Source organism: Phytoactinopolyspora halotolerans (genome assembly GCF_010550675.1).
Classification (GTDB): Bacteria; Actinomycetota; Actinomycetes; order Jiangellales; family Jiangellaceae; genus Phytoactinopolyspora; species Phytoactinopolyspora halotolerans.
The window spans coordinates 90470-112090 of record NZ_JAAGOA010000009.1 but is presented as its reverse complement, the minus strand read 5'-3'; the positions used below and the strand labels follow the sequence as shown (position 1 = coordinate 112090).

At 68.7% G+C, this 21621-nt stretch carries 19 protein-coding genes; 7 read left to right on the top strand and 12 right to left on the bottom strand.

Annotated elements, in window-relative coordinates; translation table 11 throughout:
- Positions 1 to 66 precede the first annotated feature (66 nt).
- Entirely contained in the window at positions 67 to 711 is a 645-nt protein-coding gene (locus G1H10_RS14455; protein WP_163738850.1) for a response regulator, read from the bottom strand.
- Positions 663 to 1991, bottom strand: coding sequence for a sensor histidine kinase (locus G1H10_RS14450; protein WP_216853266.1), 1329 nt, complete (start codon positions 1989 to 1991; stop codon positions 663 to 665). The genes G1H10_RS14455 and G1H10_RS14450 overlap by 49 nt, the downstream gene beginning before the upstream one ends.
- A 289-nt stretch (positions 1992 to 2280) precedes the next feature.
- On the opposite strand from G1H10_RS14450, the gene G1H10_RS14445 reads away from it, so the two are divergent.
- Entirely contained in the window at positions 2281 to 3903 is a 1623-nt protein-coding gene (locus G1H10_RS14445) for a phytoene desaturase family protein (protein WP_163738847.1), read from the top strand.
- 22 nt (positions 3904 to 3925) lie between these two features.
- On the opposite strand, the gene G1H10_RS14440 is transcribed toward G1H10_RS14445, so the two are convergent.
- The gene (locus G1H10_RS14440) at positions 3926 to 6262 is read right to left on the bottom strand and encodes an ATP-binding cassette domain-containing protein (protein ID WP_163738845.1); all 2337 of its coding nucleotides are present in this window, start codon (positions 6260 to 6262) and stop codon (positions 3926 to 3928) included.
- Positions 6263 to 6379: 117 nt separating this feature from the next.
- Here G1H10_RS14440 and G1H10_RS14435 point away from each other — a divergent pair, with 117 nt between their 5' ends.
- Positions 6380 to 7336, top strand: a complete 957-nt coding sequence (locus G1H10_RS14435; RefSeq protein ID WP_174264349.1) for a helix-turn-helix transcriptional regulator — start codon at positions 6380 to 6382, stop codon at positions 7334 to 7336.
- Positions 7337 to 7439: 103 nt separating this feature from the next.
- On the opposite strand, the gene G1H10_RS14430 is transcribed toward G1H10_RS14435, so the two are convergent.
- On the bottom strand, positions 7440 to 8027 hold the full coding sequence (locus G1H10_RS14430; RefSeq protein ID WP_163738842.1) for a helix-turn-helix domain-containing protein: 588 nt from the start codon (positions 8025 to 8027) through the stop codon (positions 7440 to 7442).
- A gap of 107 nt (positions 8028 to 8134) precedes the next feature.
- Between G1H10_RS14430 and G1H10_RS14425 the strand changes: the two genes are divergently transcribed.
- Entirely contained in the window at positions 8135 to 8737 is a 603-nt protein-coding gene (locus G1H10_RS14425) for a class I SAM-dependent methyltransferase (RefSeq protein ID WP_163739193.1), read from the top strand.
- 24 nt (positions 8738 to 8761) lie between these two features.
- Here the strand turns inward: G1H10_RS14425 and G1H10_RS33010 are convergent, their stop codons facing one another.
- The 6 genes from G1H10_RS33010 to G1H10_RS14395 form a co-directional block, all read right to left on the bottom strand.
- Positions 8762 to 11095 carry an ABC transporter ATP-binding protein gene (locus G1H10_RS33010; protein ID WP_163738839.1) on the bottom strand — a complete coding sequence of 778 codons (2334 nt, stop codon included), beginning with the start codon at positions 11093 to 11095 and terminating at the stop codon, positions 8762 to 8764.
- 86 nt (positions 11096 to 11181) lie between these two features.
- Positions 11182 to 12354, bottom strand: coding sequence for an ABC transporter permease (locus G1H10_RS14415; protein WP_163738836.1), 1173 nt, complete (start codon positions 12352 to 12354; stop codon positions 11182 to 11184).
- A gap of 12 nt (positions 12355 to 12366) precedes the next feature.
- Positions 12367 to 13359 carry an ABC transporter permease gene (locus tag G1H10_RS14410; RefSeq protein ID WP_163738833.1) on the bottom strand — a complete coding sequence of 331 codons (993 nt, stop codon included), beginning with the start codon at positions 13357 to 13359 and terminating at the stop codon, positions 12367 to 12369.
- 53 nt (positions 13360 to 13412) lie between these two features.
- On the bottom strand, positions 13413 to 15428 hold the full coding sequence (locus G1H10_RS14405; protein ID WP_163738830.1) for an ABC transporter substrate-binding protein: 2016 nt from the start codon (positions 15426 to 15428) through the stop codon (positions 13413 to 13415).
- Between the two features lie 67 nt (positions 15429 to 15495).
- Positions 15496 to 16473 carry a hydroxyacid dehydrogenase gene (locus tag G1H10_RS14400; RefSeq protein ID WP_216853264.1) on the bottom strand — a complete coding sequence of 326 codons (978 nt, stop codon included), beginning with the start codon at positions 16471 to 16473 and terminating at the stop codon, positions 15496 to 15498.
- Positions 16474 to 16705: 232 nt separating this feature from the next.
- A complete protein-coding gene (locus G1H10_RS14395; protein ID WP_163738825.1) occupies positions 16706 to 17821 on the bottom strand; it encodes a substrate-binding domain-containing protein in 1116 nt (371 codons plus the stop codon).
- 74 nt (positions 17822 to 17895) lie between these two features.
- Between G1H10_RS14395 and G1H10_RS14390 the strand changes: the two genes are divergently transcribed.
- Positions 17896 to 18195 (top strand): hypothetical protein, encoded by a 300-nt coding sequence (locus tag G1H10_RS14390; RefSeq protein ID WP_163738822.1) that lies wholly within the window; start codon positions 17896 to 17898, stop codon positions 18193 to 18195.
- A gap of 37 nt (positions 18196 to 18232) precedes the next feature.
- Here the strand turns inward: G1H10_RS14390 and G1H10_RS14385 are convergent, their stop codons facing one another.
- A complete protein-coding gene (locus G1H10_RS14385; RefSeq protein WP_163738819.1) occupies positions 18233 to 18781 on the bottom strand; it encodes a hemerythrin domain-containing protein in 549 nt (182 codons plus the stop codon).
- 391 nt (positions 18782 to 19172) lie between these two features.
- On the opposite strand from G1H10_RS14385, the gene G1H10_RS14380 reads away from it, so the two are divergent.
- Positions 19173 to 19334 carry a hypothetical protein gene (locus G1H10_RS14380; RefSeq protein ID WP_163738816.1) on the top strand — a complete coding sequence of 54 codons (162 nt, stop codon included), beginning with the start codon at positions 19173 to 19175 and terminating at the stop codon, positions 19332 to 19334.
- A 33-nt stretch (positions 19335 to 19367) separates the two neighbouring features.
- On the opposite strand, the gene G1H10_RS14375 is transcribed toward G1H10_RS14380, so the two are convergent.
- Entirely contained in the window at positions 19368 to 19814 is a 447-nt protein-coding gene (locus tag G1H10_RS14375) for a rhodanese-like domain-containing protein (protein ID WP_163738813.1), read from the bottom strand.
- Positions 19815 to 20003: 189 nt separating this feature from the next.
- Here G1H10_RS14375 and G1H10_RS14370 point away from each other — a divergent pair, with 189 nt between their 5' ends.
- Together G1H10_RS14370 and G1H10_RS14365 are read left to right on the top strand one after the other, a co-directional pair.
- Positions 20004 to 20747: an ABC transporter ATP-binding protein gene (locus tag G1H10_RS14370; protein WP_163738811.1), complete on the top strand. Its 744-nt coding sequence runs from the start codon at positions 20004 to 20006 to the stop codon at positions 20745 to 20747.
- Positions 20744 to 21541 carry an ABC transporter permease gene (locus tag G1H10_RS14365; protein ID WP_163738808.1) on the top strand — a complete coding sequence of 266 codons (798 nt, stop codon included), beginning with the start codon at positions 20744 to 20746 and terminating at the stop codon, positions 21539 to 21541. The genes G1H10_RS14370 and G1H10_RS14365 overlap by 4 nt, the downstream gene beginning before the upstream one ends.
- Positions 21542 to 21621: the final 80 nt, after the last annotated feature.

Here is a 21621-nt window from a genome sequence, read left to right as displayed (position 1 = left end):
TCACGCTTGGCGCATCCCCAGCCCGTCCACACGTGACGTGAGCCCACGACGTGACGGTCCCCGCCGTTACTTCTCCAGATAGGCGAGGACGGCCAGGACGCGACGGTTGTCGTCCTCGGATGCCGGCAGGCCCAGCTTGAGAAAGATGTTGCCGACGTGCTTGTCGACCGCCTTGAGGGTGACCGACAGCCGGGCCGCGATCGCCGCGTTCGTCCGGCCTTCGGCCATCAACGTCAGCACCTCGTGCTCCCTGGCGGTCAGCCGGCTGAGCGGCTCGTCGTGCGCGCGCTTGGACAGCAGTTGGTGAACCACCTCGGGGTCCATGGCGGTGCCGCCGTCGGCGACCCGGCGCACCGCATCGACGAACTGGGCGACGTCGGAGACACGTTCCTTCAGCAGGTAGCCGACGCCGCCCTCCTGGGCCGCGAGCAGCTCCCGCGCGTACAGCTGCTCGACGTACTGGGAGAGGATCAGCACCGGAAGGCCAGGCACCTGGCGACGAGCCTCGATCGCCGTGCGCAGACCCTCGTCGGTGTGGTCGGGCGGCAGCCGTACGTCGACGACCGCCACATCCGGCCGGTGGGTGAGCAGCGCCCGCAGCAGTGACGGTCCGTTGTCCACCGCCTCGACCACCTGCATGCCGTGCGCCTCGAGCAGCCGGATCAATCCGTCGCGGAGAAGGGCGAGGTCTTCGGCGATGACAACGCGCACGGCAGCTCCATGGTGATGACGGTCGGCCCGCCCGGCGGACTGGTGACCGAGAGTGTCCCATCGAATGCTGCCAGACGACGCTCCAGTCCGTGCAGCCCGCCACCCGGCTGGACCCGGGCACCACCGCGGCCGTCGTCGCCGACGGCGAGCTTGAGCAGGCCGCCGTCGTACCAGATCTGCACCCACGCCCGGTTCGCGTGCGCGTGTTTGGCGACATTGGTCAGCGCCTCCGCGACGGCGAAATACGCGGCCGACTCCACCGGCGCGTCCGGACGTCCGGGCAGCTCCACCGTGACGTCCACCTCGCCCGGGTGCGCGAGCGCGACGGCCTGCACCGCACCGGCCAGGCCACGATCGGCCAGCACCGGCGGATGGATCCCGCGCACCAGATCCCGTAGCTCGGCGAGCGCCTGACCGGTCGACTCGCGTGCCTCGGCCAACAGCTCACGCGCCGCCTCCGGGTTGTTGGCGAGAATCTCCTCGGCCAGCCCCAGACTCATGCCGAGCGAGACCAGCCGCGCCTGTGCGCCGTCGTGCAGGTCGCGTTCGATCCGCCGCAGCTCAGCCGCCTGGGTGTCGACGGTCTCGGCCCGCGACTCGGCGAGCTGCTCCACGCGTGCGGTGAGCATGGCCGCGTCCGTGGGCGCCAGCAGCGCCCGCGTCATCCGGGCATGCACGCGCATCAGGTGCGGCGTCGCCCACCACCAGAGCGCGGCCATCGGGATCGCCTGGACCGACGCGAGCAGCGCGGACGGCCAGTCGCTCACCACCACCAGGCCCCAGTCACCGGTGAGTGAGCGCAGCTCTTGGCCGTCTGGAGGCGCCGTGAACTCCACAGGCAGGATCGGCCAGGTGAGGGGCAGCCCGGCGAAGCCCAGCGTCGACAGCGCGAGGGAGAACGCGACGCCGGTCAACAGCAAGCCGGCCGTCGCGTTGACGAACAGCCAGGCGAGATCCCGCCAGGTGGCGGGGTCGCCGGCCAGGACGCGCAGCCGCGGAAACAGCCGACCGTCCGGAAGCGGCCGGTACGGCGCCGGGATCGGCGTGCCCAGCAGCTCTGCGGCCCAGCGGCGATGCGCGTCGGCGAATCTGCGCACCGTCGCCACCAGGATCGGCAACACCGGGAGGAGCACCACGAACCATGCCATGCCGATGGCGGTGATGAGCACCGAACCGAGCAGCAGACCCGCACAGGAGGCGAACATCAGCCCGGCCGCCCGCACGGTCAGCCGGAGCCGCTGCCGCGCAGCCGCCCGAGTCACGCCCGTGAGAGCTTGCACGGTCTCATCCTGCCGGACCCCGCCCGGGTGCGCACTGGAGGTATCCCCACCACTGGATCAGGGTGATCCCTGGGGTTCCCCTGAACTCCCCGGATTAGGGGTTGAGCAGCGGCGGTCCGGCTCAGCAGGCTGATCTCGACGATGATCCCGACGAGACGATCCCGACGACGACAACGCGACGACAGCGTCGATCGACTGGCACAGGCGAGGGCCGGAGACAACCATGGCTTTGTGGGGCACGATAGCTCTGGCAGCCTTACGCAGAGGCGCCGGAGAGGAACGGTCTGGCATGACGGCCGGATATTACGACGCCGTCGTGGTCGGCGGCGGCCACAACGGGCTGACCGCGGCCGCCTACCTGGCGAGGGCAGGCCGGAGCGTGCTGGTGCTGGAACGGCTGGACCGCGTCGGCGGCGCGGCGGTGTCGGCGGCGGTCTTCCCGGGTGCCGACGCGCGGCTGTCCCGCTACTCATACCTGGTCTCGTTGCTGCCGCGGCAGATCATCTCCGAGCTCCGGCTGCCGGTCGAGCTGCGTCGTCGGCAGATCTCGTCGTACACACCGGTCGGCGACGCTGGTCTGCTGGTGGACGGTGCCGACGACGGCCGCACCGGCACCTCGTTCGCCAAGATCACTGGCGACGAGCGCGAGTATGCGGCCTGGCGGGAGTTCTACGGCCGGCTCGGCCGCGCCGCGACGCGCCTGTTCCCGACCATGGTCGAGCCGCTGATGTCGCGCTCGCAGCTGCGCGCCGTCGTCGATGACGACGACACGTGGCGGATGCTGTTCGAGGAGCCGCTCGCGGCCTCGGTGAGCCGTCGCTTCGCGCACGACGCGGTGCGTGGCACCGTGTTGACCGATGCTCTGATCGGCACCTTCGCCGACCTCGACGACGACCCGGAGCTCCTGGGGAACCGCTGCTTTCTCTACCACGTGATCGGCAACGGCACCGGAAGCTGGGACGTGCCCGTGGGCGGTATGGGAGCGGTCACGGAGGGGTTGCACGAGGCGGCGTTGAGCGCGGGGGCGGACATCCGCGTCCGCGCCGAGGTGACGGCGGTGGATCCGGAGGGCGAGGTGGTCTTCACCGACGCGGACGGCAACCAGCGACGGGTCGGCGCCGGTCATGTCCTGTTCGGATGCGCCCCGGCGACGATGCGCCGGCTGCTGGGCGAGCAGGCGGACAGCACCGAACCGGATGACGGCTCTGACCTGGACGGCAGCCCTGAGCCGGGGGACAGTCCCGAACCGGATCGGCGGGAACCGGAAGGATCCCAACTGAAGGTCAACATGCTGCTGCGGCGGCTGCCGCGGCTACGCAGCGACGTCGACCCGGCCAGCGCGTTCGCCGGGACGCTTCACGTCAACGAGCGGATGACACAGCTGCGTGCCGCGTACGCGCAGGCGGAGGCGGGCTGGGTCCCCGACCTCGCGCCCTGCGAGGTGTACTGCCACTCGCTCACCGACGCGTCCGTGCTCGGTCCGGGGCTGCGCGCCGAGGGTGTGCACACGCTGACGTTGTTCGCCCTGCACATGCCGGCCCGCCTGTTCCGCGGACGGAACGAGCGCGCCCGTGACGTCGCGCTGCGCTCGGTGTTCCGTTCGCTCGACGACGTGCTGGCCGAGCCGATCGAGGACTGCCTGTACACGGATTCCGACGGGCGGCCATGCGTGGAGGCCCGGACCCCGCTGGACCTGGAGGACGAGATCGGCCTGCCCGGCGGGCACATCTTCCACCGGAACCTGTCCTGGCCGCACGCGGAGGAGACCGGCGTGCCCGGCGACGGTCCTGGCCGCTGGGGGGTGGAGACGGCACACCCCCGCGTGCTGATCTGTGGCGCGGGCGCGCGCCGCGGCGGCGGCGTCAGCGGGATACCCGGGCGTGCCGCGGCGATGGCCGTCCTGGGCCGCTAGCCGGGCACTCGTCGCTGATCGGTCAGTTCGCGGCGTCGCCGGGGGGAGCACCGAGGTACTCGGCCGAGAGCGACCGCGGGTGGGCAAGCAGGTCTGCCGGTGTGCCGGCGGCGACGACCCGGCCACCGTCGTGTCCCGCGCCCGGCCCTAGCTCGATCACCCAGTCGGCACCGGCGACGACGTCCGGATCGTGCTCGATGACCACCACGGTCGCACCCTGATCCACCAGGCCGTCGAGGATCTCCATCAGCCGGATGGTGTCCGCGCGGTGCAGTCCCGTCGTCGGCTCGTCGAAGACGTATACCTGACCGGTGACGTCGAGTTCGCGGGCGAGCTTGATCCGCTGCCGCTCGCCGCCGGAGAGGGTGCTCACGGGCTGGTCGAGGGTGAGGTAGCCGAGTCCGACGTCCACCAGGCGGCGCAGCGGTTCGACGATCGCTCCGTCGTCGCCCGCCGCGTCGAAGAACCCGGCCGCGTCGGCCGCGGTCGAGCCCAGCACGTCGACGATGGTCCGGCCGTGCACGGTGTGCGCCAGCGCGGCCGGCGCGTAGCGGGATCCGCCGCACTCGTCGCAGACGGTGCTGACGGACTCCAGGAACGCCAGGTCGGTCTCGATCACGCCGAGGCCGCGACACCGCGGGCACCCGCCCTCGGAGTTGGCGCTGAACAACGCGGGGCGTACGCCGTTGACGCGGGCGAACAACCGGCGGATCGGGTCGAGCACCCCGGTGAAACTGGCCGGGGTGGAACGCCGCGAGCCGTGCACGGCCGATTGGTCGACGATGACCACGTCTGGGCACACGCGCGGCAATACCCCGGTGACCAGGCTGCTCTTACCGGAGCCGGCCACCCCGGTCACCACCGTCAGAACGCCGCGCGGGATGCTGACGGTGACGTCGGCGAGGTTGTGCCGCCGTGCATGGGTGATCTCGATCCCACCGGTGGCGGTTCTCGGCCGCGGCTTGATGACCGGTCGCTGTCGCAGCGCCGCGCCGGTGGGGGTGTTCGACGCTCGAGCACCGTCGAGGTCCCCGTTGTAGAGGATCTCGCCGCCTGCGGTGCCGGCCCCCGGGCCGAGCTCGATCAGGTGGTCGGCGACGCGGATGACCTCGGGATCGTGCTCGACCAGCAGGACCGTGTTGCCTTTGTCGCGCAGCCGGCGGATCAGCCGGTTCAGCCGCCCGATGTCGTGCGGGTGCAGCCCGATGCTCGGCTCGTCCAGCACGTAGAGCAGGCCGCTGAGGCTGGAGCCGAGGTGCCGGACGAGTTTCACCCGCTGCGCCTCGCCGCCGGAGAGACTGGGCGTCTCCCGGTTCAGGGTCAGGTATCCGAGCCCGACGTCGACCAACGCCTCGAGCCGGTCCACCAGGGCGGCGACGACCGTCTTCACCGGTGGGATGTCGACACGGCGCAACGCGGCGGCCAGATCGCGCACCTCCATCGTCACGCACTCGGCGATGGTGCGACCCTCGACCGTCGCGGTCAGGGCGGCCTGCGTCAGCCTGGCCCCGCCGCAGCCGGGGCAGACCCGGCGGGTGACGACGTCGTCGATCGCGTCCACGACGTGGGCGGGCAGCTTGTCCTGATTAACCGCGAGGTACATGCGCCGGAACCGGGGCAGCACTCCCTCGTAGTGGGAGCTCGGCGGCCAGCCGGGGGAGGGATCCGGCGGTTTGAACCCCTCACCGTGCAGCAGCGTGTGCCACTCGTCGTCGGTGTAATCGCGCAGCGGCTTGTGGTTGTCGAACAGCCCGCAGTCGATGTAGCGCTTCCAGCGCACCGTGCCGGGCAGGAACGTCGGGAACCGGATGGCGCCGTCGATGAGCGAACGGTCACGGTCGATGAGACGGTCGATGTCGATGTCGTCGACGGCACCGAGGCCCTGGCAACGCGGGCACATGCCGCTGGGATCGTTGAACGAGAACGCGGGGGAGTAGCCGACGAACGGTGTGCTCGCCCGCGAGTAGAGCAGTCGCAGCAGGGTGTACGCCTCGGTGGCGGTGCCTACGGTGGACCGGGCGTTGCGGCCGAGAGGACGCTGGTCGACGACGATCGCGGGCGGCAGGTTGTGCATCGTGTCCACGTCGGGCTGGCGGTGGTGCGGCAACCGGTTGCGTACGAACGCCGGGAAGGTCTCGTTCAGCTGGCGCTGCGACTCGGCGGCGATCGTGTCGAATACCAGTGACGATTTTCCGGATCCGGACACGCCGGTGACAACCGTGACGGCGTCCTTCGGGATCTCGACGGTGAGGTTCTTCAGGTTGTTCTCGCGGGCGCCGACGACAGTGATGCGGTCGCGCGTAGCACCGAGCGGCGGGTCCGGCTGGCGGCGCGGTCCCGGGTTTCGTGTTGTTGCCATACCTCGAGGCTAGGTAGTGTTGTGGCCAGATTCTGTCCACAACTAGCGAGGAAAGGGCCCCGGGGACGTTCATCGAGCCGGGGAGTTCGCCCTCGGAGTTCGAACGGCGATGCATCCATGAGCGATCCGAGCCGGCGCATGCTCGCGCTGCTATCGGTGCTGCAGAACGGCCAAGAATTCAGCGGCGCGGAACTCGCGCGCAGGCTGGAGACCAGCCCGCGCACCTTGCGTCGCGACGTCGAGCGGCTGCGTGAGCTGGGGTACCCGGTACAGACGCAGGCTGGGCCGGGCGGCTACTACCGTCTGGTGGCGGGCTCGGCCATGCCGCCGCTGTTGCTCAACGACGACGAGGCGGTGGCGGTCGGCCTCGGTCTCCGGCTCGCCGCACAGGTGTCGCTGGGGGAGTCCGCCGACGACGCGGCGAGCGGCGCGTTGCGCAAGCTCGAGCAGGTGCTGCCGGCACGGCTGCGACGCACGATGGCCGCCGTGCTCGAGGCCACCGAGACCGGCGCCGGCCGAGCGCCGGCCGAGGTGCGGATCGAGGTGCTCAGCGCCGTGGGCCGGGCGATCCAGCGACGTGAACGGATCCGGTTCGTCTACACCGATCGCGAGGGTGCCGCCAGCCGTCGCGATGTCGAGCCGTACCGGCAGGTGCTCTCCCGACAGCGCTGGTACCTGCTGGCGTGGGACCTCGAACGGCACGGCTGGCGCACCTTCCGGCTGGACCGGATCAGCGACGTCGAGGCGACCGGCCGGAACTTCGCGCCGCGGCGGCTGCCCGCGGACACGGCTGCTGAGTACGTCGAGGCATCCTTCCGCGAGCCCAGGATTCGCGCGGTCATCACCTTCCACGCACCGATCGATCAGGTTGGCAACCGGTTCTTCCCCCGCGACGGCGTGCTGGAGTCGATCGACGACGCTCGGTGCCGGTACACGGCGTGGGTGGACTCCCTCGAGTGGCTGGCCGTCATCGTGGCGATCCGCGGCATCGACTTCACCGTCGAGCAGCCGCCGGAGTTCACCGAGTACTGCCGCGAGCTGAGCGGCCTGCTCGCACGCGCCGCCACGTCATAGCCGGAGCGGGAGGTCGCAACGACGGCGTCTTCGGCGACCCGCCCCGCACGCGTCACTCGTCCCGCACGCGTCACCCGGCGCGCATCCGGCCGGGGAGGCCAGGTCATCCGGGTCGATAGCGGGCCTTGACATGGAAACGTTCGCCCTGGGGACCGAGAATGCTCAGGAACTCCACCGGGTCGGCGTCGGCATTGCCGAACCAGTGCGGGAGATGCGTGTCGAACTCGGCGACCTCTCCGGCGGCGAGGACGAAGTCCTGGCTGCCGAGGATCATCCGCAGCCGCCCGCTGAGGACATACAGCCAGTGATATCCCTCATGGGAGCGCAGATCGGGCTCGAGACGGTCGGTCAGGCCAGCCGGGAGAATCTGCTTGCGCACCTGCAAGCCACCGGGTTTACGTGTCAGCGGGATGACGGTCATGCCGTTGTGGTTGAACGGGCGTGGATGCACCCGGGGGTCGCCGCTGGCCGGGGCGCCGACGAGTTCGTCGAGGGGCACGTGGTAGGCCTTCGCCAGCGGGAGCAACAGTTCCAAGCCCGGCTTGCGTTGCCCGGATTCCAGCCGGGACAGGGTGCTGATCGGGATACCGGTGCTCTCCGACAGCGTCGCCAGGGTGGCTCCGCTGCGACGTCGCAAATCGCGCAGCCGCGGTCCGACCGAGCTCAGCACGGCGTCGAACTCGTCGCTCATACGTTCACCGTGCCACGGTTTGCGGTTTCCGCAAAGCATTTTGCGAAAAGCTGCTCGGCGCGGCGAGATTGACGCCGGAGGTGTTCATGATGATTCAGCGACCACGGATGGATTCGGAGCATTGGGACGAGATGTATCGCGGCCGCGACCAGGTCTTCAGCGGGTCCCCGAACCCGGTGCTGGCCACGGAGGCCGCCGACCTGCCGCCTGGGCAAGCGCTCGACGTCGGATGCGGTGAAGGAGCGGACGCGATCTGGCTGGCCCGGCGTGGCTGGCGAGTCACCGCGGTCGACATCTCACGCGTCGCGCTGGAACGTGCCGCCGCCGCGGGCGCGGATGTCGCCGATCGGGTGGCGTGGACGCACGGCGACCTGGTCGCCACTCCGCCGCCGGCAGCCGCGTTCGACCTGGTGTCCGTGCCGTACTTTCCCCTTCCGCGACAACCTGATCACGCAGCGTTGCACGCGTTGCTTGACGCCGTCGCCCCCGGCGGCACCCTGATCGTCGTCAGCCACGACCTCGCCGACCTGCCCGCACGGCACGGAAACGGCGTGGACTTCCGTGACTACTATCAGCCCGACGATATCGCCGGGATCCTCGACGACGCATGGACAGTCCTGATCAACCAGAGACGCCCGCGAGAAGCGCCCGCGCCGGCGGGTACCCACCACACTCACGACACGGTCCTGCGTGCACAACGGACAGTATGAACGCCGGCATCGACGCGAGTTGAGCTAGTCGTCGGTGGCGACGCCGGAGAGGGTGAGCTCGTCGGCGTAGTGGCAGGCGGCGCGACGTCCGTCCCCGGTGGGACGTAGTTCGGGCACCTGGGTGGGGCAGAGCTGGGTGGAGGCGTGCGGGCAGCGGGTATGGAACAGGCACCCGGACGGCGGGTTCGCCGGGTCCGGCAGGTCGTCGGTGGTCGCGCGCTCCTGGCGAGTGCGCCGGCGGTTCGGGTCGGGGAGCGGGACGGCGTGCAGCAGGGTCTCGGTGTAGGGGTGGTGCGGCCGGCGGTAGAGGTCGGCGGTGTTCGCCTGTTCGGCGATCTTGCCGAGGTACATCACCGTCACGCGGTCGCTGACGTGTTCGACGACGGAGAGGTCGTGGGAGATGAACAGGTAGGTCAGTCCGAACTCCTCCTGGAGCTCGGTGAGCAGGTTGAGGATCTGCGCACGGACGGAGACGTCCAGGGCCGATACCGGCTCGTCGGCGATGACGAGGCGGGGCTCGGTGATCAGGGCGCGTGCGATGTTGATGCGTTGGCGTTCCCCGCCGGAGAAGGCGTGCGGGTAGCGAGGCATGTACTCCGGGCGGAGACCCACCCGGGAGAGCATCCGCGCCACCCGATCCTTGAGCGCGCTTCCGCTGGCAAGCCCGTTGACCCGCAGCGGTTCGCCGACGATCTGTTCCAGGGTCATCCTCGGATTGAGCGAGGAGAACGGATCCTGGAAGATCACCCGCACCTGGGATCGGTATTTCTGCAGTGCCCGGCCGTGGAGCTGGGCGAGATCGACCTGGGTGCCGTCGGCCTCGCGGTAGCGGATCTCGCCAGAGCTCGCGTCGAGCAGGCGGGCGATGCAGCGGCCGAGCGTGGTCTTGCCGCAGCCGGACTCGCCCACGAGGCCGAGGGTCTCGCCCGGGTGGATGGTGAGGTCGACGTCGTCGACGGCGCGTACGACGCCCTTCTGCCGGCGGAACATGCCGCCGCCCAGCGTGTAGTGCTTGGTGAGGTTGCGCACTTCGAGTAGCGGCGTTGCCGGCGCCTGGGCGCGAGCGTCTGTGTGGGCGCCGGCGTCGGTGGGTGCGTCGGCGTCTGTGGGAGTGCTGACGACGGCGCGGGGGTGGGCGGGTTCGCCCCCGGCCGTGTCCACCCGGTCGGGGACCGGTGATATGGGGAGTGCGCCGGGGTGGCTGTAGAGATGGCAGTAGGTCAGGTGGTCGGCGGTGAACCGGCTGGCGGGTGGTGCGTCGACGTCGCAGACGCCGGGCATGGCGTGGTCGCAGCGGGTGCGGAACGGACATCCGGCGGGGCGGCGCTGTGGATGCGGGACCATGCCGCGGATGGCGGCCAAGGGCTCGCGCCGGCCGTGACGCATGGTGGGGATGGAGCGTAGCAGCGCCTGGGTGTAGGGATGCTTGGGGTCGGTGAAGATCTGTTCGACGCTGCCGTGCTCGGCGACGCGGCCGAGGTACATGACGGTGACCTCGTCGGCGATCTCCGCGACGACGCCGAGGTCGTGCGTGATGAACATCATCGCCATGCCGGTCTCCTGCTGCAGGTCTTTGAGCAGGTCGAGGATGCGGGCCTGGGTGGTCACGTCCAGGGCGGTGGTGGGTTCGTCGGCGATGAGCAGGGCGGGGTTGCAGGACAGCGCGATGGCGATCATGACGCGCTGGCACATGCCGCCGGAGAGCTGGAACGGATAGACATCGAGGCGGTTCTCCGGCTGGGGGATGCCGACGCGGCGCAGCAGGTCGATGCCGATCTCGCGTGCCTCCTCCTTGCTGACGCCGCGGTGCAGCCGGATCGCCTCGGACAGCTGGGCGCCGATGGTGTACATGGGGGACAGCGAGGCCATGGGTTCCTGGAAGACCATGCCGATCTCGCCGCCGCGGATGCGGCGGATCTCCTCGCCGTCGGGGTCGACGGCGGCGAGGTCGATGGGGTCGTGCCCGTTGGGACGCCAGAGGATCGATCCGTCGACGATCCTCCCGGGGGCGTCGACGAGCTGCAGGATGGACCGGGCGGTGACGGACTTGCCGCAGCCGGACTCGCCGACCACACACAGGGTCCGGCCGGCGTGCACGCTCAGGTCGACGCCGTCGACGGACTTGACCACACCGTCCGGGGTGGAGAAGTGCGTGTGCAGCCCTTCGATGCGCAGCAGCGGCTCCTCGCCCTGGTTGTGCGGCCGCGCGCTCGGCCTGACCCGCTCGGTGCCGGTTGTGGTGCCGCCGTTACCGGTTGTGGTGCCGCCGCCGGTGTCTTTGGCCGTGCCCGTGTCTTTGGCCGTGGTGGTGCCCGCGCTCAGGTCGGTGCCGGCCGTGGTGCCTGTGTCGGTATCCATGTCGGTGACTTCCTTCTGAAAGCGGCGAGATCATGAAGCACGTGTGTCGTGCACGCCCCAGAGATCGTTCATGATCATGGGCTTGGTCAGTTCTTGTAGGGGTCGGCGGCGTCGCGCAGGCCGTCGCCGAAGAAGTTCATCGCCAGCACGGTGATGACGACGGCGATGCCGGGGATGAGGATCCACGGTGCGGTGGAGACCGCCCGGATGTTCTGTGCCTCTTGCAGCAGTACACCCCAGCTGACGGTGGGTGGCTGCAGTCCGAGTCCGATGAAGGACAGCGCCGTCTCGGCCAGGATGATGGTCGGGATGGACAGGGACAGGTTGGCGATGATGTGGCTGGTGAACGAGGGCAGCATGTGCCGGAACATCACCCGGGTCTGACCGGCGCCGTCGGCGATGGCGGCGGTGACATAGTCGTCGCTGCGTACGGCGTAGAACTTGCCGCGGACTTCGCGGGCCATACCCACCCAGCCCACCAGGGAGATCACCACGGTGAGCGCGAAGTAACGCTGAATCTGGCTCCAACCGTCGGGCACGGCGGCGAACAGAGCCATCCACAACGGGATGGTGGGGATGGCGATGATGAACTCGATCAGCCGCTGGATCGCCGTGTCGATCTTGCCGCCGAAGTAGCCGGAGATGCCGCCGAGCACGACGCCGAGGAACAGTGAGAGCAACACCCCCACCAGGCCGATCGACATGGACACGGTGGTGCCGTGGATGATGCGCGAGAGCACGTCGCGGCCGTTGGAGTCCGCGCCGAGCAGGTACATCGGCTGCCCGTCGTAGTCTTTGGGGCCGATCAGGTGCCGGTCCCACGGTATGAACCCGAGAAGCTTGTACTCCTCGCCTTTGACGAAGAACCCGATCGGGACGGTGGACTCCTCGTCGAGGGTGAACGTCAGCGCCAGCGTCTCCGGGTCCTGCTCGTAGGTGTAGCCGTTGACGTGCGGGCTGAACGAACCGTCGTCGAACAGGTTCAGGCCCTGCGGGGGAGCGTAGGTGTAGTCGGCGTTGTGAGCCGACGACGAGTACGGCGCCAGGAACGGGGCGAACACCGCCACCAGGTAGATCAGCACGGTGATGATGCCGCAGACGAACGCCAGCCGGTGCTTCTTGAACCCCCACCAGATCAGCTTCCATTGCGAGGCGAGCGCGAGTTCCTGCTCGTCGCGATCGAGCGCGCTCTCCGCGTCCGCGGCGAGGCCGGGCCCGTCCAGCGGCGATGGCCCGCCGGTGGTGAACGGTTGAGTCATCTCGCGTCTCCTCTAGTAGCGCAGCCGCACGCGCGGGTCCAGCCAGGCCAGCGCCAGGTCCGAGATCAGCGTGCCGATCACCACGAGCACGGCGCTGATCAGCAGGATCGACCCGGCCAGGTACATGTCCTGGGCCAGCAGCGAGCGCAGCAGCAGCGGCCCGGTGGTGTTGAGGTTCAGCACCTGCGAGGTGATCGCGTCCGCGGCGATCAGCCCGGGCAGGATCCAGCCGATGGTGGAGAAGAACGGGTTCATCGCGACCCGCACCGGATACTTGATCGTCATCCAGTTCTTCTTCATCCCGCGTGCCCGGGCCGCGACCACGTACGGTTTGCGCAGCTCATCCAGCAGGTTCGCGCGCAGCACCCGGATGTTGGCCGCGGTCCCGGCGGTGCCCCAGATCACCACCGGGATCCACAGGTGTGCCAGCATGTCCCCGAACTTCGCCAGGCTCCACGGCGCGTCCCGATACTCCGGAGAGAACAACCCGCCCACGCTCATCCCGAAGTAGCGCAGGCTGATCCACATCAGTACCAGCGCGATCAGGAAGTTCGGCACCGCCAGACCCAGGTAGCCGAGGAAGGTGAACGAGTAGTCCCCGACGGAGTATTGGCGCATCGCCGAGTACACCCCGATCGGGAACGACACCGCCCAGATGAACAGCAACGTCAGCACGGACAGGGTGATGGTGAGCGGAAGCCGCTCGGCCAGCAACGCCGAGACCGGGCGGCCGAAGTCGAACGAGTCCCCGAAGTCACCGTGGAAGATGATGTTGCTGAACCACTTCCAGTACTGCACCAGCACCGGCTCGTCCAGACCGTAGCGTTCGGTCAGCCGGGCCAGTTCCTGAGCTCCGAGGCTCCCGTCGCCTTGCGCCGACAGCCGCGCACGCACCGTCGTGAGGTAATCACCCGGCGGAAGCTGGATGATGATGAACGTCACGACCGAGATCGCCCACAGCGTGGGAATCAGGATCAGCAACCGGCGTCCGATGTATCGGAGCATCTGCACACACCGCCTTTGACATGAGCTCGACCAGTTCCGGGGTCATCACCTCGTCAGTCGGCGAAGTACCAGGTCGGGATGTCGATCGGCCCCGGGGTCAGATACAGCCACGAGTCCGGGAAGCTCTCGACCACGTTGCGCAGGTTGTTCTTCGCGATCGCGTAACCGTCGGCGGGCAACGCGATCCCGATCACGTAGAACTGCTCCTTCGAGATCTGCAGGATCTGCCGGAACAGCTCCTTCTGCTTCTCCGGATCCGGCTCGAGCGGGATCTGCCAGGCCAGCTCCATCTGCTCCAGCGCCTCGGCCGGAGGCTCCAGGGAGTGCTCGCCGGTGCCTCTGCTGGTGTAGTAGTCCGCCCAGCGGACGGCATAGTTCGATTCCCCGCCGGACGGGAACCACCAGCGGGTTTCCAGCATCTCGATCTTCTGCCCGCCGTCGCCGGCCCAGACGTTGGCATCGTACTCGTTGGCGTCGACCTCTTTGCGCTCGTAGAACAGGGTCCGTTCGATCGGATTGACGGCGGCGTCGACGCCAACCTCCGCCCAGTACTGGGTCACCAGGTCCGCCGCGTCGGCCCACTGCGGAAAGAGGTTGGTGACGTCGATGGAGAACCGCAGCCGCTCGCCGTTCGGGCGCAGCCGGAAGCCGGAACCGTCTTTCTCAGTAAGCCCGGCCGCGTCCAGGTGCTGGTTGGCCAGGTCGACGTCGTACTCGGTGTACTGCTTGGCGAACTCCTCGTCGTAGAACTCCGAGTTCGGATGTGGTGCACCCTGCCACGGCTCGCCCTGGCGCTGGTAGACGGTGTCGATGATGTCCTGCCGGTCGATGGCGTGCGACAGCCCGATCCGGAAGTCCTTGTTCTGGAAGATCTCCCGCAACTCCTCGTCCTTGTGGTTCAGGTTGAGCGAGATGATCATCACGTTCATCGAGGTGGTCTCGACGGTGACGAAGTCGTAGCCGCCGTCCTCGCGGCCCTCGGCCAGCACCGGCTTGTTCTGGTCGTTGTTGAAGTGCCGCGAGTGGAAGTCCAGCTCGCCGTTGACGCCCTTGAGGAGCATCACCTCCTCCTCCTGCACGACCTCGAACTCGAGCCGGTCGATGTAGGGGAGCTGGGCGCCGCCGGAGTCGACCTTCCAGTAGTACGGGTTGCGCTCGGCGACGGCGACGTTGCCGGCGTTGAGCGGGTCGGTGATCACCCAGGGGTACAGCACCGGCCTCTCGGGGTTGTTCCACCACTGGACCCGGTCCTCCCAGTACTCCGTCCAGTCGCCGAACCCTGCGTCCTCGGCGAGTTGCTCGGCGTCCGGGTTGAGCTCAGGGAGGAAGTCCTGCAGGTAGTGCTTCGGGAAGAAGAGCAGATTGGTCGCCCACCACTGCGCGGCTCGCGATGCCTCGTCGATGAGATCGCCCTTGGACTGCGGGAACGTGAGCCGCACAGTGAAGTCGTCGACCGGTTCCGCCGTGCACGCCTCATTATTGACGCTGAGCAGGGTCGGCAGGTTCGGATGGAGGTCTTCGTTGAAGAACACATTCTCGATCGCGAACATCACGTCGTCCGCGGTCACCGGCTCGCCGTCGGACCAGCGCATGCCCTGACGCATATGGATGGTGAACTCGGTCGCATCCTCATTGCGCTCGATGTCCTTGAATGTGCCGGGGCCGATCTCCTCCAGCTGGGCGTCGGCGCGGAGCATCGGCTCGTAGGCGATCATCCGCTCCAGCCAGGGGTCGTCGCCCTGGCCGAGCACCGCGCCGTGGTAGGTCCCGCCGTAGGTGCCCAGTTCCGGCGCCTCCACCACCAGGCGATCCGCCTCCACCGGCAGCCGCTCCTCCAGCGGCGGCAACTCGCCGGCCTCAACCTGCTCGGTGAGCATCGGCGATTCGAGCGGGCGATCCGGGTCCGGTTCCTGCGCGCCGTTGCCGTCGTCGTCGGCATCCGACTCCGAATCGGAGTCGCCCGATCCGGCGCAACCGGCCAGCGACATGGTCAGCAGGAGCGCACTCCCGCCGCCGGCTCGCAACATGTCCCGGCGCGTCCACAACTTGAGCCCGTTCTTGGTGGTCATCTGGGGCCTCCTTGTCCCTGTGATGTGCGGATGGATGGTTCGGGCCGGCGCAGCAGCGCGCGTGCGCTCACGCCGAGCGTTCAAGCTCCTCTGGCTTGACCTCGTGGGCGAAGGGGAGTCCGAGCGAGTAGCGCTCGAGCTCGTCGACGGCGGCGTCGGCGATCCTGGCCAGCTCGCCCCCGAGCGACCCGGCGATGTGCGGGGTCAGGAAGACGTTCTCCAGATCGAACAGGACCGAGTCGGCCGGTAGTGGTTCCGGTTCGGTGACGTCGAGGATCGCGCTCAGGCGACGAGCGACCAGCTCCTTGGTAAGCGCTTTCTGATCAATCACCGCCGGCCTGGCGGTGTTGATCAGGATGCCGCCGTCGCGCATCAAGGCCAGTTCGGGCGCGCCGATCATGTGCCTGGTCGTGGGCAGGTCCGGGGCGTGCACGCTGACCACGTCGCTCGCCTGCATCAGCTCCGGCAACGGCACGACGCGGGCACCGAGCGCGGCGCCCTCGTCACCGTGTACGTACGGATCGGACAACAGCACGTCGACGTCGAACATGCGCAACAGCTCCAGCACGCGCCGACCCACCCGAGAGGCGCCGACGACGCCGACGGTCTTGCGGAAGTTCCCGATCCTGGGGTTGCCTCCCCAGTCGGTGAAGTCACGCCGATCGCGATAGTCGGCCGCGATCTCCAGGACGCGCTTGTTGGCCCACAGGATCGCGGCGACGGTGTACTCGGCGACGGGCATCGCGTTCGCGGTCGCCGCGGATGAGACGCGGATGCCCCGCTCCCAGCACGCCGCGGTGACATGCATCTTCACCGTTCCGGCCGCATGCACCACCGCCTGGAGCCGGGGTGCGGCGTTGACCACATCCTCCGTCAGCGGTGGGCAACCCCAGGACGTCAGCAGCACCTCCGTGTCGGCCAGCGCCGCCCGGATCTCCGGATGGTAAAAGTCCGATGCGACCAGGGCGGGGTCGACGTAGGCGACTTCGACAAGCCGGTCGACCACCGGGCCGCTCAGAACCCGCTGCGCTGTGCCGCGGCCCATCGCGAGAAGGGTACGGGGGCGCTGCCGGTGCATAGGCTCCTCCACGTCGTCGTGAGCGATGTGAGCGTTAACGCATCATTCACTCAGCAGAGGGCTGTTGTCTAGCCCCGAAGCGGCACTGATTCGATTACAGAACCGTAACGCGGGTGTGGCGCATACGTAGCACCAGTGCCGCCGCGGACCGTACTGTCGGGCCGAAATACCTGGTTGACCCCGACATATGTCGTGGGTATCAGCGGGTGCCGACGGTTGTGGCACCGCACGACTCCCGAACCTTCAACTCGGGGAGTAGCGCGACATGCCGACGTGGTCGCTCATCGGGATGAGCGATTCGAGCGATCAGCAGCTCCACGGCTGTCCTCCCGACGTCCCGTTTCGCGGGCGCGATCGCCGTCAGGGGAGTGTCGACCAGTGCGGCCGACTCGTCGTCGTAGGCGACCAGCGCGACGTCGTCCGGGACGCGGATACCCCGGGCGTGCAGCCGCTGCATCAACACGATCGCATCCTGGTCATTGTGGACGAGTAAGGCACTGATCCGCCCACCGGCGACATCCTCGGTGACCACCCGGATGGCGTCGTCGAAGGCGGCGACATCCACCTCGGGATGCGGGGTGGTGACCGGTGGCCCCGGCTCCACGCCGATCTCCCGCAGGCCCGCACCGTGCCCCGCCTCGATGAGCGCCCGGTTCGGGCTGTCGCGCCGGGTGACCAGGCCGACCGAGCCGTGTCCCAGCGAGGCCAGGTGCCTGACGCCCAGGCAGGCGCCGTAGACGTGGTCCGAGTACACCGAGTCCAGGTGCTCGAACCCCGTACCGAGCCCGGCCGGGCGCTCGACGAGCACGATGGGCACGTCCAACGCGGCGAGCCAGTCCAGGCGGGAGCGGGCGTCGCCGACGATCTGCGTGCTGATCGTGACGAGCAGGCCGTCGATATCTCCGGCCAGCAGCTCCTGCACGCGCTGCGGCTCGACCTCGGGGTTGTAGTACGACATGCCCAGCACCAGCCGCGCACCCAGGTCCTCCGCCGCCGCGCGTGCGCCGCGGATCACCTCGGGGTAGTAGTACGTCGTCGACGGCACCAGCATGCCGATGGTCAGTCCGGAGCCGGGAGATGCGGCGCTGGACTGACTCGCGGCGACGGTTCCGGCACCCCCGTCGCCGTTCTGCCCGTGAGCGGGTTTGATGGCTCCGTGCACCCTGGCCAGCAGCCCTCGTTCGGCGAGTTCGGTGACGTCGCGGCGCACGGTGGCGATCGAGACGTCGAGCTCGTCGGTCAGATCGCGCAGGCGCACCGTGCCCCGGCTGCGGACCGTGTCGAGAATGAGCTCGCGGCGATGTGCGGCCAGCACCTGATACTCCTTCGTCGCAGACGACGTACCTGATCCTACGACGTCCGGCGTGCCCGGTGAATCAGATTTCCCGCGTGCCCGTTGCTGTTGTCCGCATCACGCCGGACGTGTGTCGTCGGCGTGATCCGGGTACCGGGCAGCACATGGCTGAGGACCGGCGAACCAAGGAAACACCGACGCCCGGTGAGGATCCGCGCGAGATCGACCGTGAGCGAACCACTGAGCGAGCGCTCAAGGAGCAGGAGGCTCAGGACGGTCTCGTGCACGGACAGCGGCCGGTCAGCGGCATGGGTATCAGCTCGGACGCGCCCGGCCGCGACCTCGATGACCTCGATGAGGCACCGGACGTGCCGAAGTACCGGGACAAGTCCTGACATGTAGCCGATCCGTCGGCTCACGTGCCAGGACTCGTCACTCCTGCGCGGCTTGTGCCTCGGCGGCCGCCGTCAACGCGTCGACGCGCTCCTGTCGCATCGCGTTCATGGCGTCGACGATCTGCGCCTCCTCATCAGACAGGTGTGCCTCGAGTTCGGCGGAGAGCCTCGCCAGTTCCGCACGGACCCACGCCGGGTCGGTGTCGGCGGCATCCTGGAGCGTCGCCTGCAGCGCGTCGAGGATGCGGCCGACGGCCATGTGCTGCTGCTGAAGCTTGGGGAGTACCGGCACCAGTTCGGGAACGTCCTCCGCTAGGGCGGGGAAGAGGATGCCGTCTTCACCCGTATGGTGATGGTGCAGGTCCGCACAGAACTCCAGGCAGCGTGTGCGCAGCTGGACGGTGAGGGAAGGGGGCGTGCGTGTGGCTGCCGGGGCATCCGCCCGGCCGGCGACGAACTCGTCTACCTCGCGACGAATGGAGGACAACTCGGCTCGCAGCCACCCGTGAACCTCGACCAGTTGTTCACCGAAGGCCTGAGCCCGCTCGACATCGGCATCCGGCCGCTGGGCGTAGCTTTCCGACATGTCATCACCTTTACCGTCCGCGCTGGTCACAACTGTGCATCCAGGCTAAGACCTCAACAAATGTTGAGGTCAAGGGACGATTTCGGGTCATCTTTCAGGCCCGACGATTCGAGACGATTGCGACGTGCAGCGTCGAACACCTGTACGTCCGTGGCGGCGAAAAGATCGAGGCTACGTGCTCAAGGACGGCGCCGCCCTCATCCGTTCGGTCGTATCACGCACCACTGAACGGACATATCTTCATAGAGCCGGTCAACAATGCCCCGCCGACCTGGCACGCTACCAGAGTGCAGGTTCACACCGCACGGTCCGGACGTCGGTGTGGGGCGAGCACAGGCACAGTTCAGTGACCGTCGCCACCGTCCGCGACGGGGATTCGGGAGGAACACTGATGTTGCGCCGGGACACGGAGTACGTGTTGACCTGGAACGCACAGAATCACAGCTGGCTGGTACGTCCGATCGAGCGGCACGGGAACCAGATCGTCCAGATCGGTCCCGGCGGCACCGAGATGGTCGAGCCGGCATGGACACTTGACGACTGGGGTGAATGACCGCGGGGGACGGGGCTGACCCGTCCCGTCCCGTCACGACGTCGTCGTCAATTCGAAGCCCTCGTCGAGCCACCCGGTGATGCCGCCGATCATCTTCTTCACCGGCCGGCCGAGCCGGGCCAACCGCAGCGCGGCCTTGTCGGCGCCGTTACAGTGCGGACCGGCGCAATAGACGACGAACAGCGTGTCCGCCGGGTACGTCGCCAGGTTGCGCTCGTTGATCCGGCCATGCGGAAGATTGTCGGCGCCCGGTACATGCCCGGCCGCGAACAGTTCGGGGCTGCGGACATCGAGTAGCACGAAGTCCATCGCATCCCGGCTCATGGCGTCGCGGACATCCCAGCAGTCCGTCTCGAACGCCAGTAGCGAGGCGAAATGCGCCGCCGCGGCTTCGCTCGCCGCGGCCGGCGTGGCCGACACCGCCGAACCACTGACCCTGGGGCGGCCCGACGAAGCGAGGCCATCGGTGTTCACCGTCATAGTCGTACCGTAGCCGCGCCGTGCCCGCGTCCGGCATGGGTCCGGCTGCCATCCGAGGGCGGTATGCTGCCACGTCGCTCCCGCCCGTCTGGGGGAGAACCCCCAGGCGAGACGGAGGAAAGCCGGCTTCTGGCCGCACTCGCGCGTTCGTAGCGTGGGTGGCATGAGAACACTCACCTGGACACAACCGTGATCGAAGTCCGCGGGCTCACCAAACGCTACGGTTCCACCGTCGCCGTCGGAGGTCTCGACTTCGACGTCCGTCCCGGTGTCGTCACCGGGTTCCTCGGCCCCAACGGTTCGGGCAAGTCCACCACCATGCGAATGATCATCGGACTGGATCGCCCGGACGCGGGGACCGCTCACATCAACGGCACGCCGTACCATCGGCTGGCCTGGCCGTTGCGGGAGGTCGGGGCGCTGCTCGAGGCGAGGACGTTTCACCCCGGCCGCAGCGCCGAGAACCACCTCGCCGCGCTGGCCGCCGGCAACGGCATCCCGCGCGCCCGGGTCCGGGCCGTGCTGGACACGGTCGGGCTCTCCGACGTCGCCGCACGGCGGGCGGGCGGCTTCTCCCTGGGCATGTCACAGCGGCTCGGCATCGCCGCCGCATTGCTCGGTGACCCGCCGGTGCTCCTGTTCGACGAACCGGTGAACGGCTTGGACCCGGAGGGCGTGCGGTGGCTCCGGGGCCTGGTCACGTCGCTGGCCGCCGAAGGACGCACCGTCCTGCTCTCCAGTCACCTGATCAGTGAGATGGCGCTGACGGCCGACCGCCTGATCGTCATCGGCCGCGGAGCGTTGCTCGCCGACAGCAGCGTGGCCGAGCTCACCCGCGAGGGCCGCTCGCTCGAAGAGGCGTTCTTCGAGCTCACCGGCGACAGCGCAGAGTACCGTGGCAACGATCACGCCCAGCACAGGAGGACGCGGTGACCGCGATATCGCACAGGGCCGAGCTGCTCGCCGGCCGGTACGGATTCAGGCACGCGGCACGGATGGAATGGATCAAACTGCGCAGCCTGCGCTCGTCGGTGTGGGTGCTCGCCACCACCGCTGCCGGGATGATCGTGATCGGGATCGTGACGATTGCCGCCACCGAGGCACCTCAGGCAGCCGCGGCGGAGCCGGTCGACCCGCTGAACAACCTGCTCGCCGGACTCATCCTCGGTCAGCTCCTCATCGGCGGGCTCGGGGTGCTGGTGGTCACGGGGGAGTACTCGTCCGGCGCGATCCGCTCCACCCTCGCCGCGATCCCGAACCGGCGGCTGCTGCTTGCGGCCAAGGCCGGGGTGTTCGGTGCGGCCGCGCTGGTGGTGGGGGAGCTGGTCACGTTCGGCACGTTCTTCGCCGGACGGCTCGCGCTCACCGAGGCGGTGGCGCGTCCCGGCCTCGGCGATCCCGGAGTCATACGCGCCCTGGTGCTCTTTGGCGTGTACCTGGCCATGGTCGGGCTGATCGGCATCGCGCTGGGAGCCGTGCTACGGCACACGGCGGCGGCCATCGGGACACTGGCCGGCGTGCTGTTCGTCGTCCCGGGTGTGCTGGCCGGGCTGACCGGGACGACGGTGGCGAAGTTCTTCCCGACCATGATCGCGGGGAACTCGCTGGCCGTGACCGAGCCGGCGGACGACGTCTTGTCGCCGTGGGCCGGTTTCGCGGTGCTGTGCCTGTACGTGTCGGTCGCGCTCGCGGCCGGAGGCTGGATGTCGGCGCGTCGCGATGCGTGATCTCCGGCTCGGCACCGTTCTGCGCACGCCCGTCACCGGACGTGCGTGGGCCGAGATCGCGTACTGCGTGCTCGGCGCGC

What these genes read in the sequence shown, in the direction of transcription:
- G1H10_RS14445 (WP_163738847.1), top strand. Translation starts at nt 2,281, where the DNA reads ATGACGGCCGGATATTACGACGCCGTCGTGGTCGGCGGCGGCCACAAC.
- G1H10_RS14440 (WP_163738845.1), bottom strand. Translation starts at nt 6,262, where the DNA reads ATGGCAACAACACGAAACCCGGGACCGCGCCGCCAGCCGGACCCGCCG.
- G1H10_RS14435 (WP_174264349.1), top strand. Translation starts at nt 6,380, where the DNA reads ATGAGCGATCCGAGCCGGCGCATGCTCGCGCTGCTATCGGTGCTGCAG.
- G1H10_RS14430 (WP_163738842.1), bottom strand. Translation starts at nt 8,027, where the DNA reads ATGAGCGACGAGTTCGACGCCGTGCTGAGCTCGGTCGGACCGCGGCTG.
- G1H10_RS14425 (WP_163739193.1), top strand. Translation starts at nt 8,135, where the DNA reads ATGGATTCGGAGCATTGGGACGAGATGTATCGCGGCCGCGACCAGGTC.
- G1H10_RS33010 (WP_163738839.1), bottom strand. Translation starts at nt 11,095, where the DNA reads ATGGATACCGACACAGGCACCACGGCCGGCACCGACCTGAGCGCGGGC.
- G1H10_RS14415 (WP_163738836.1), bottom strand. Translation starts at nt 12,354, where the DNA reads ATGACTCAACCGTTCACCACCGGCGGGCCATCGCCGCTGGACGGGCCC.
- G1H10_RS14410 (WP_163738833.1), bottom strand. Translation starts at nt 13,359, where the DNA reads ATGCTCCGATACATCGGACGCCGGTTGCTGATCCTGATTCCCACGCTG.
- G1H10_RS14405 (WP_163738830.1), bottom strand. Translation starts at nt 15,428, where the DNA reads ATGACCACCAAGAACGGGCTCAAGTTGTGGACGCGCCGGGACATGTTG.
- G1H10_RS14400 (WP_216853264.1), bottom strand. Translation starts at nt 16,473, where the DNA reads ATGGGCCGCGGCACAGCGCAGCGGGTTCTGAGCGGCCCGGTGGTCGAC.
- G1H10_RS14385 (WP_163738819.1), bottom strand. Translation starts at nt 18,781, where the DNA reads ATGTCGGAAAGCTACGCCCAGCGGCCGGATGCCGATGTCGAGCGGGCT.
- G1H10_RS14380 (WP_163738816.1), top strand. Translation starts at nt 19,173, where the DNA reads ATGTTGCGCCGGGACACGGAGTACGTGTTGACCTGGAACGCACAGAAT.
- G1H10_RS14375 (WP_163738813.1), bottom strand. Translation starts at nt 19,814, where the DNA reads ATGACGGTGAACACCGATGGCCTCGCTTCGTCGGGCCGCCCCAGGGTC.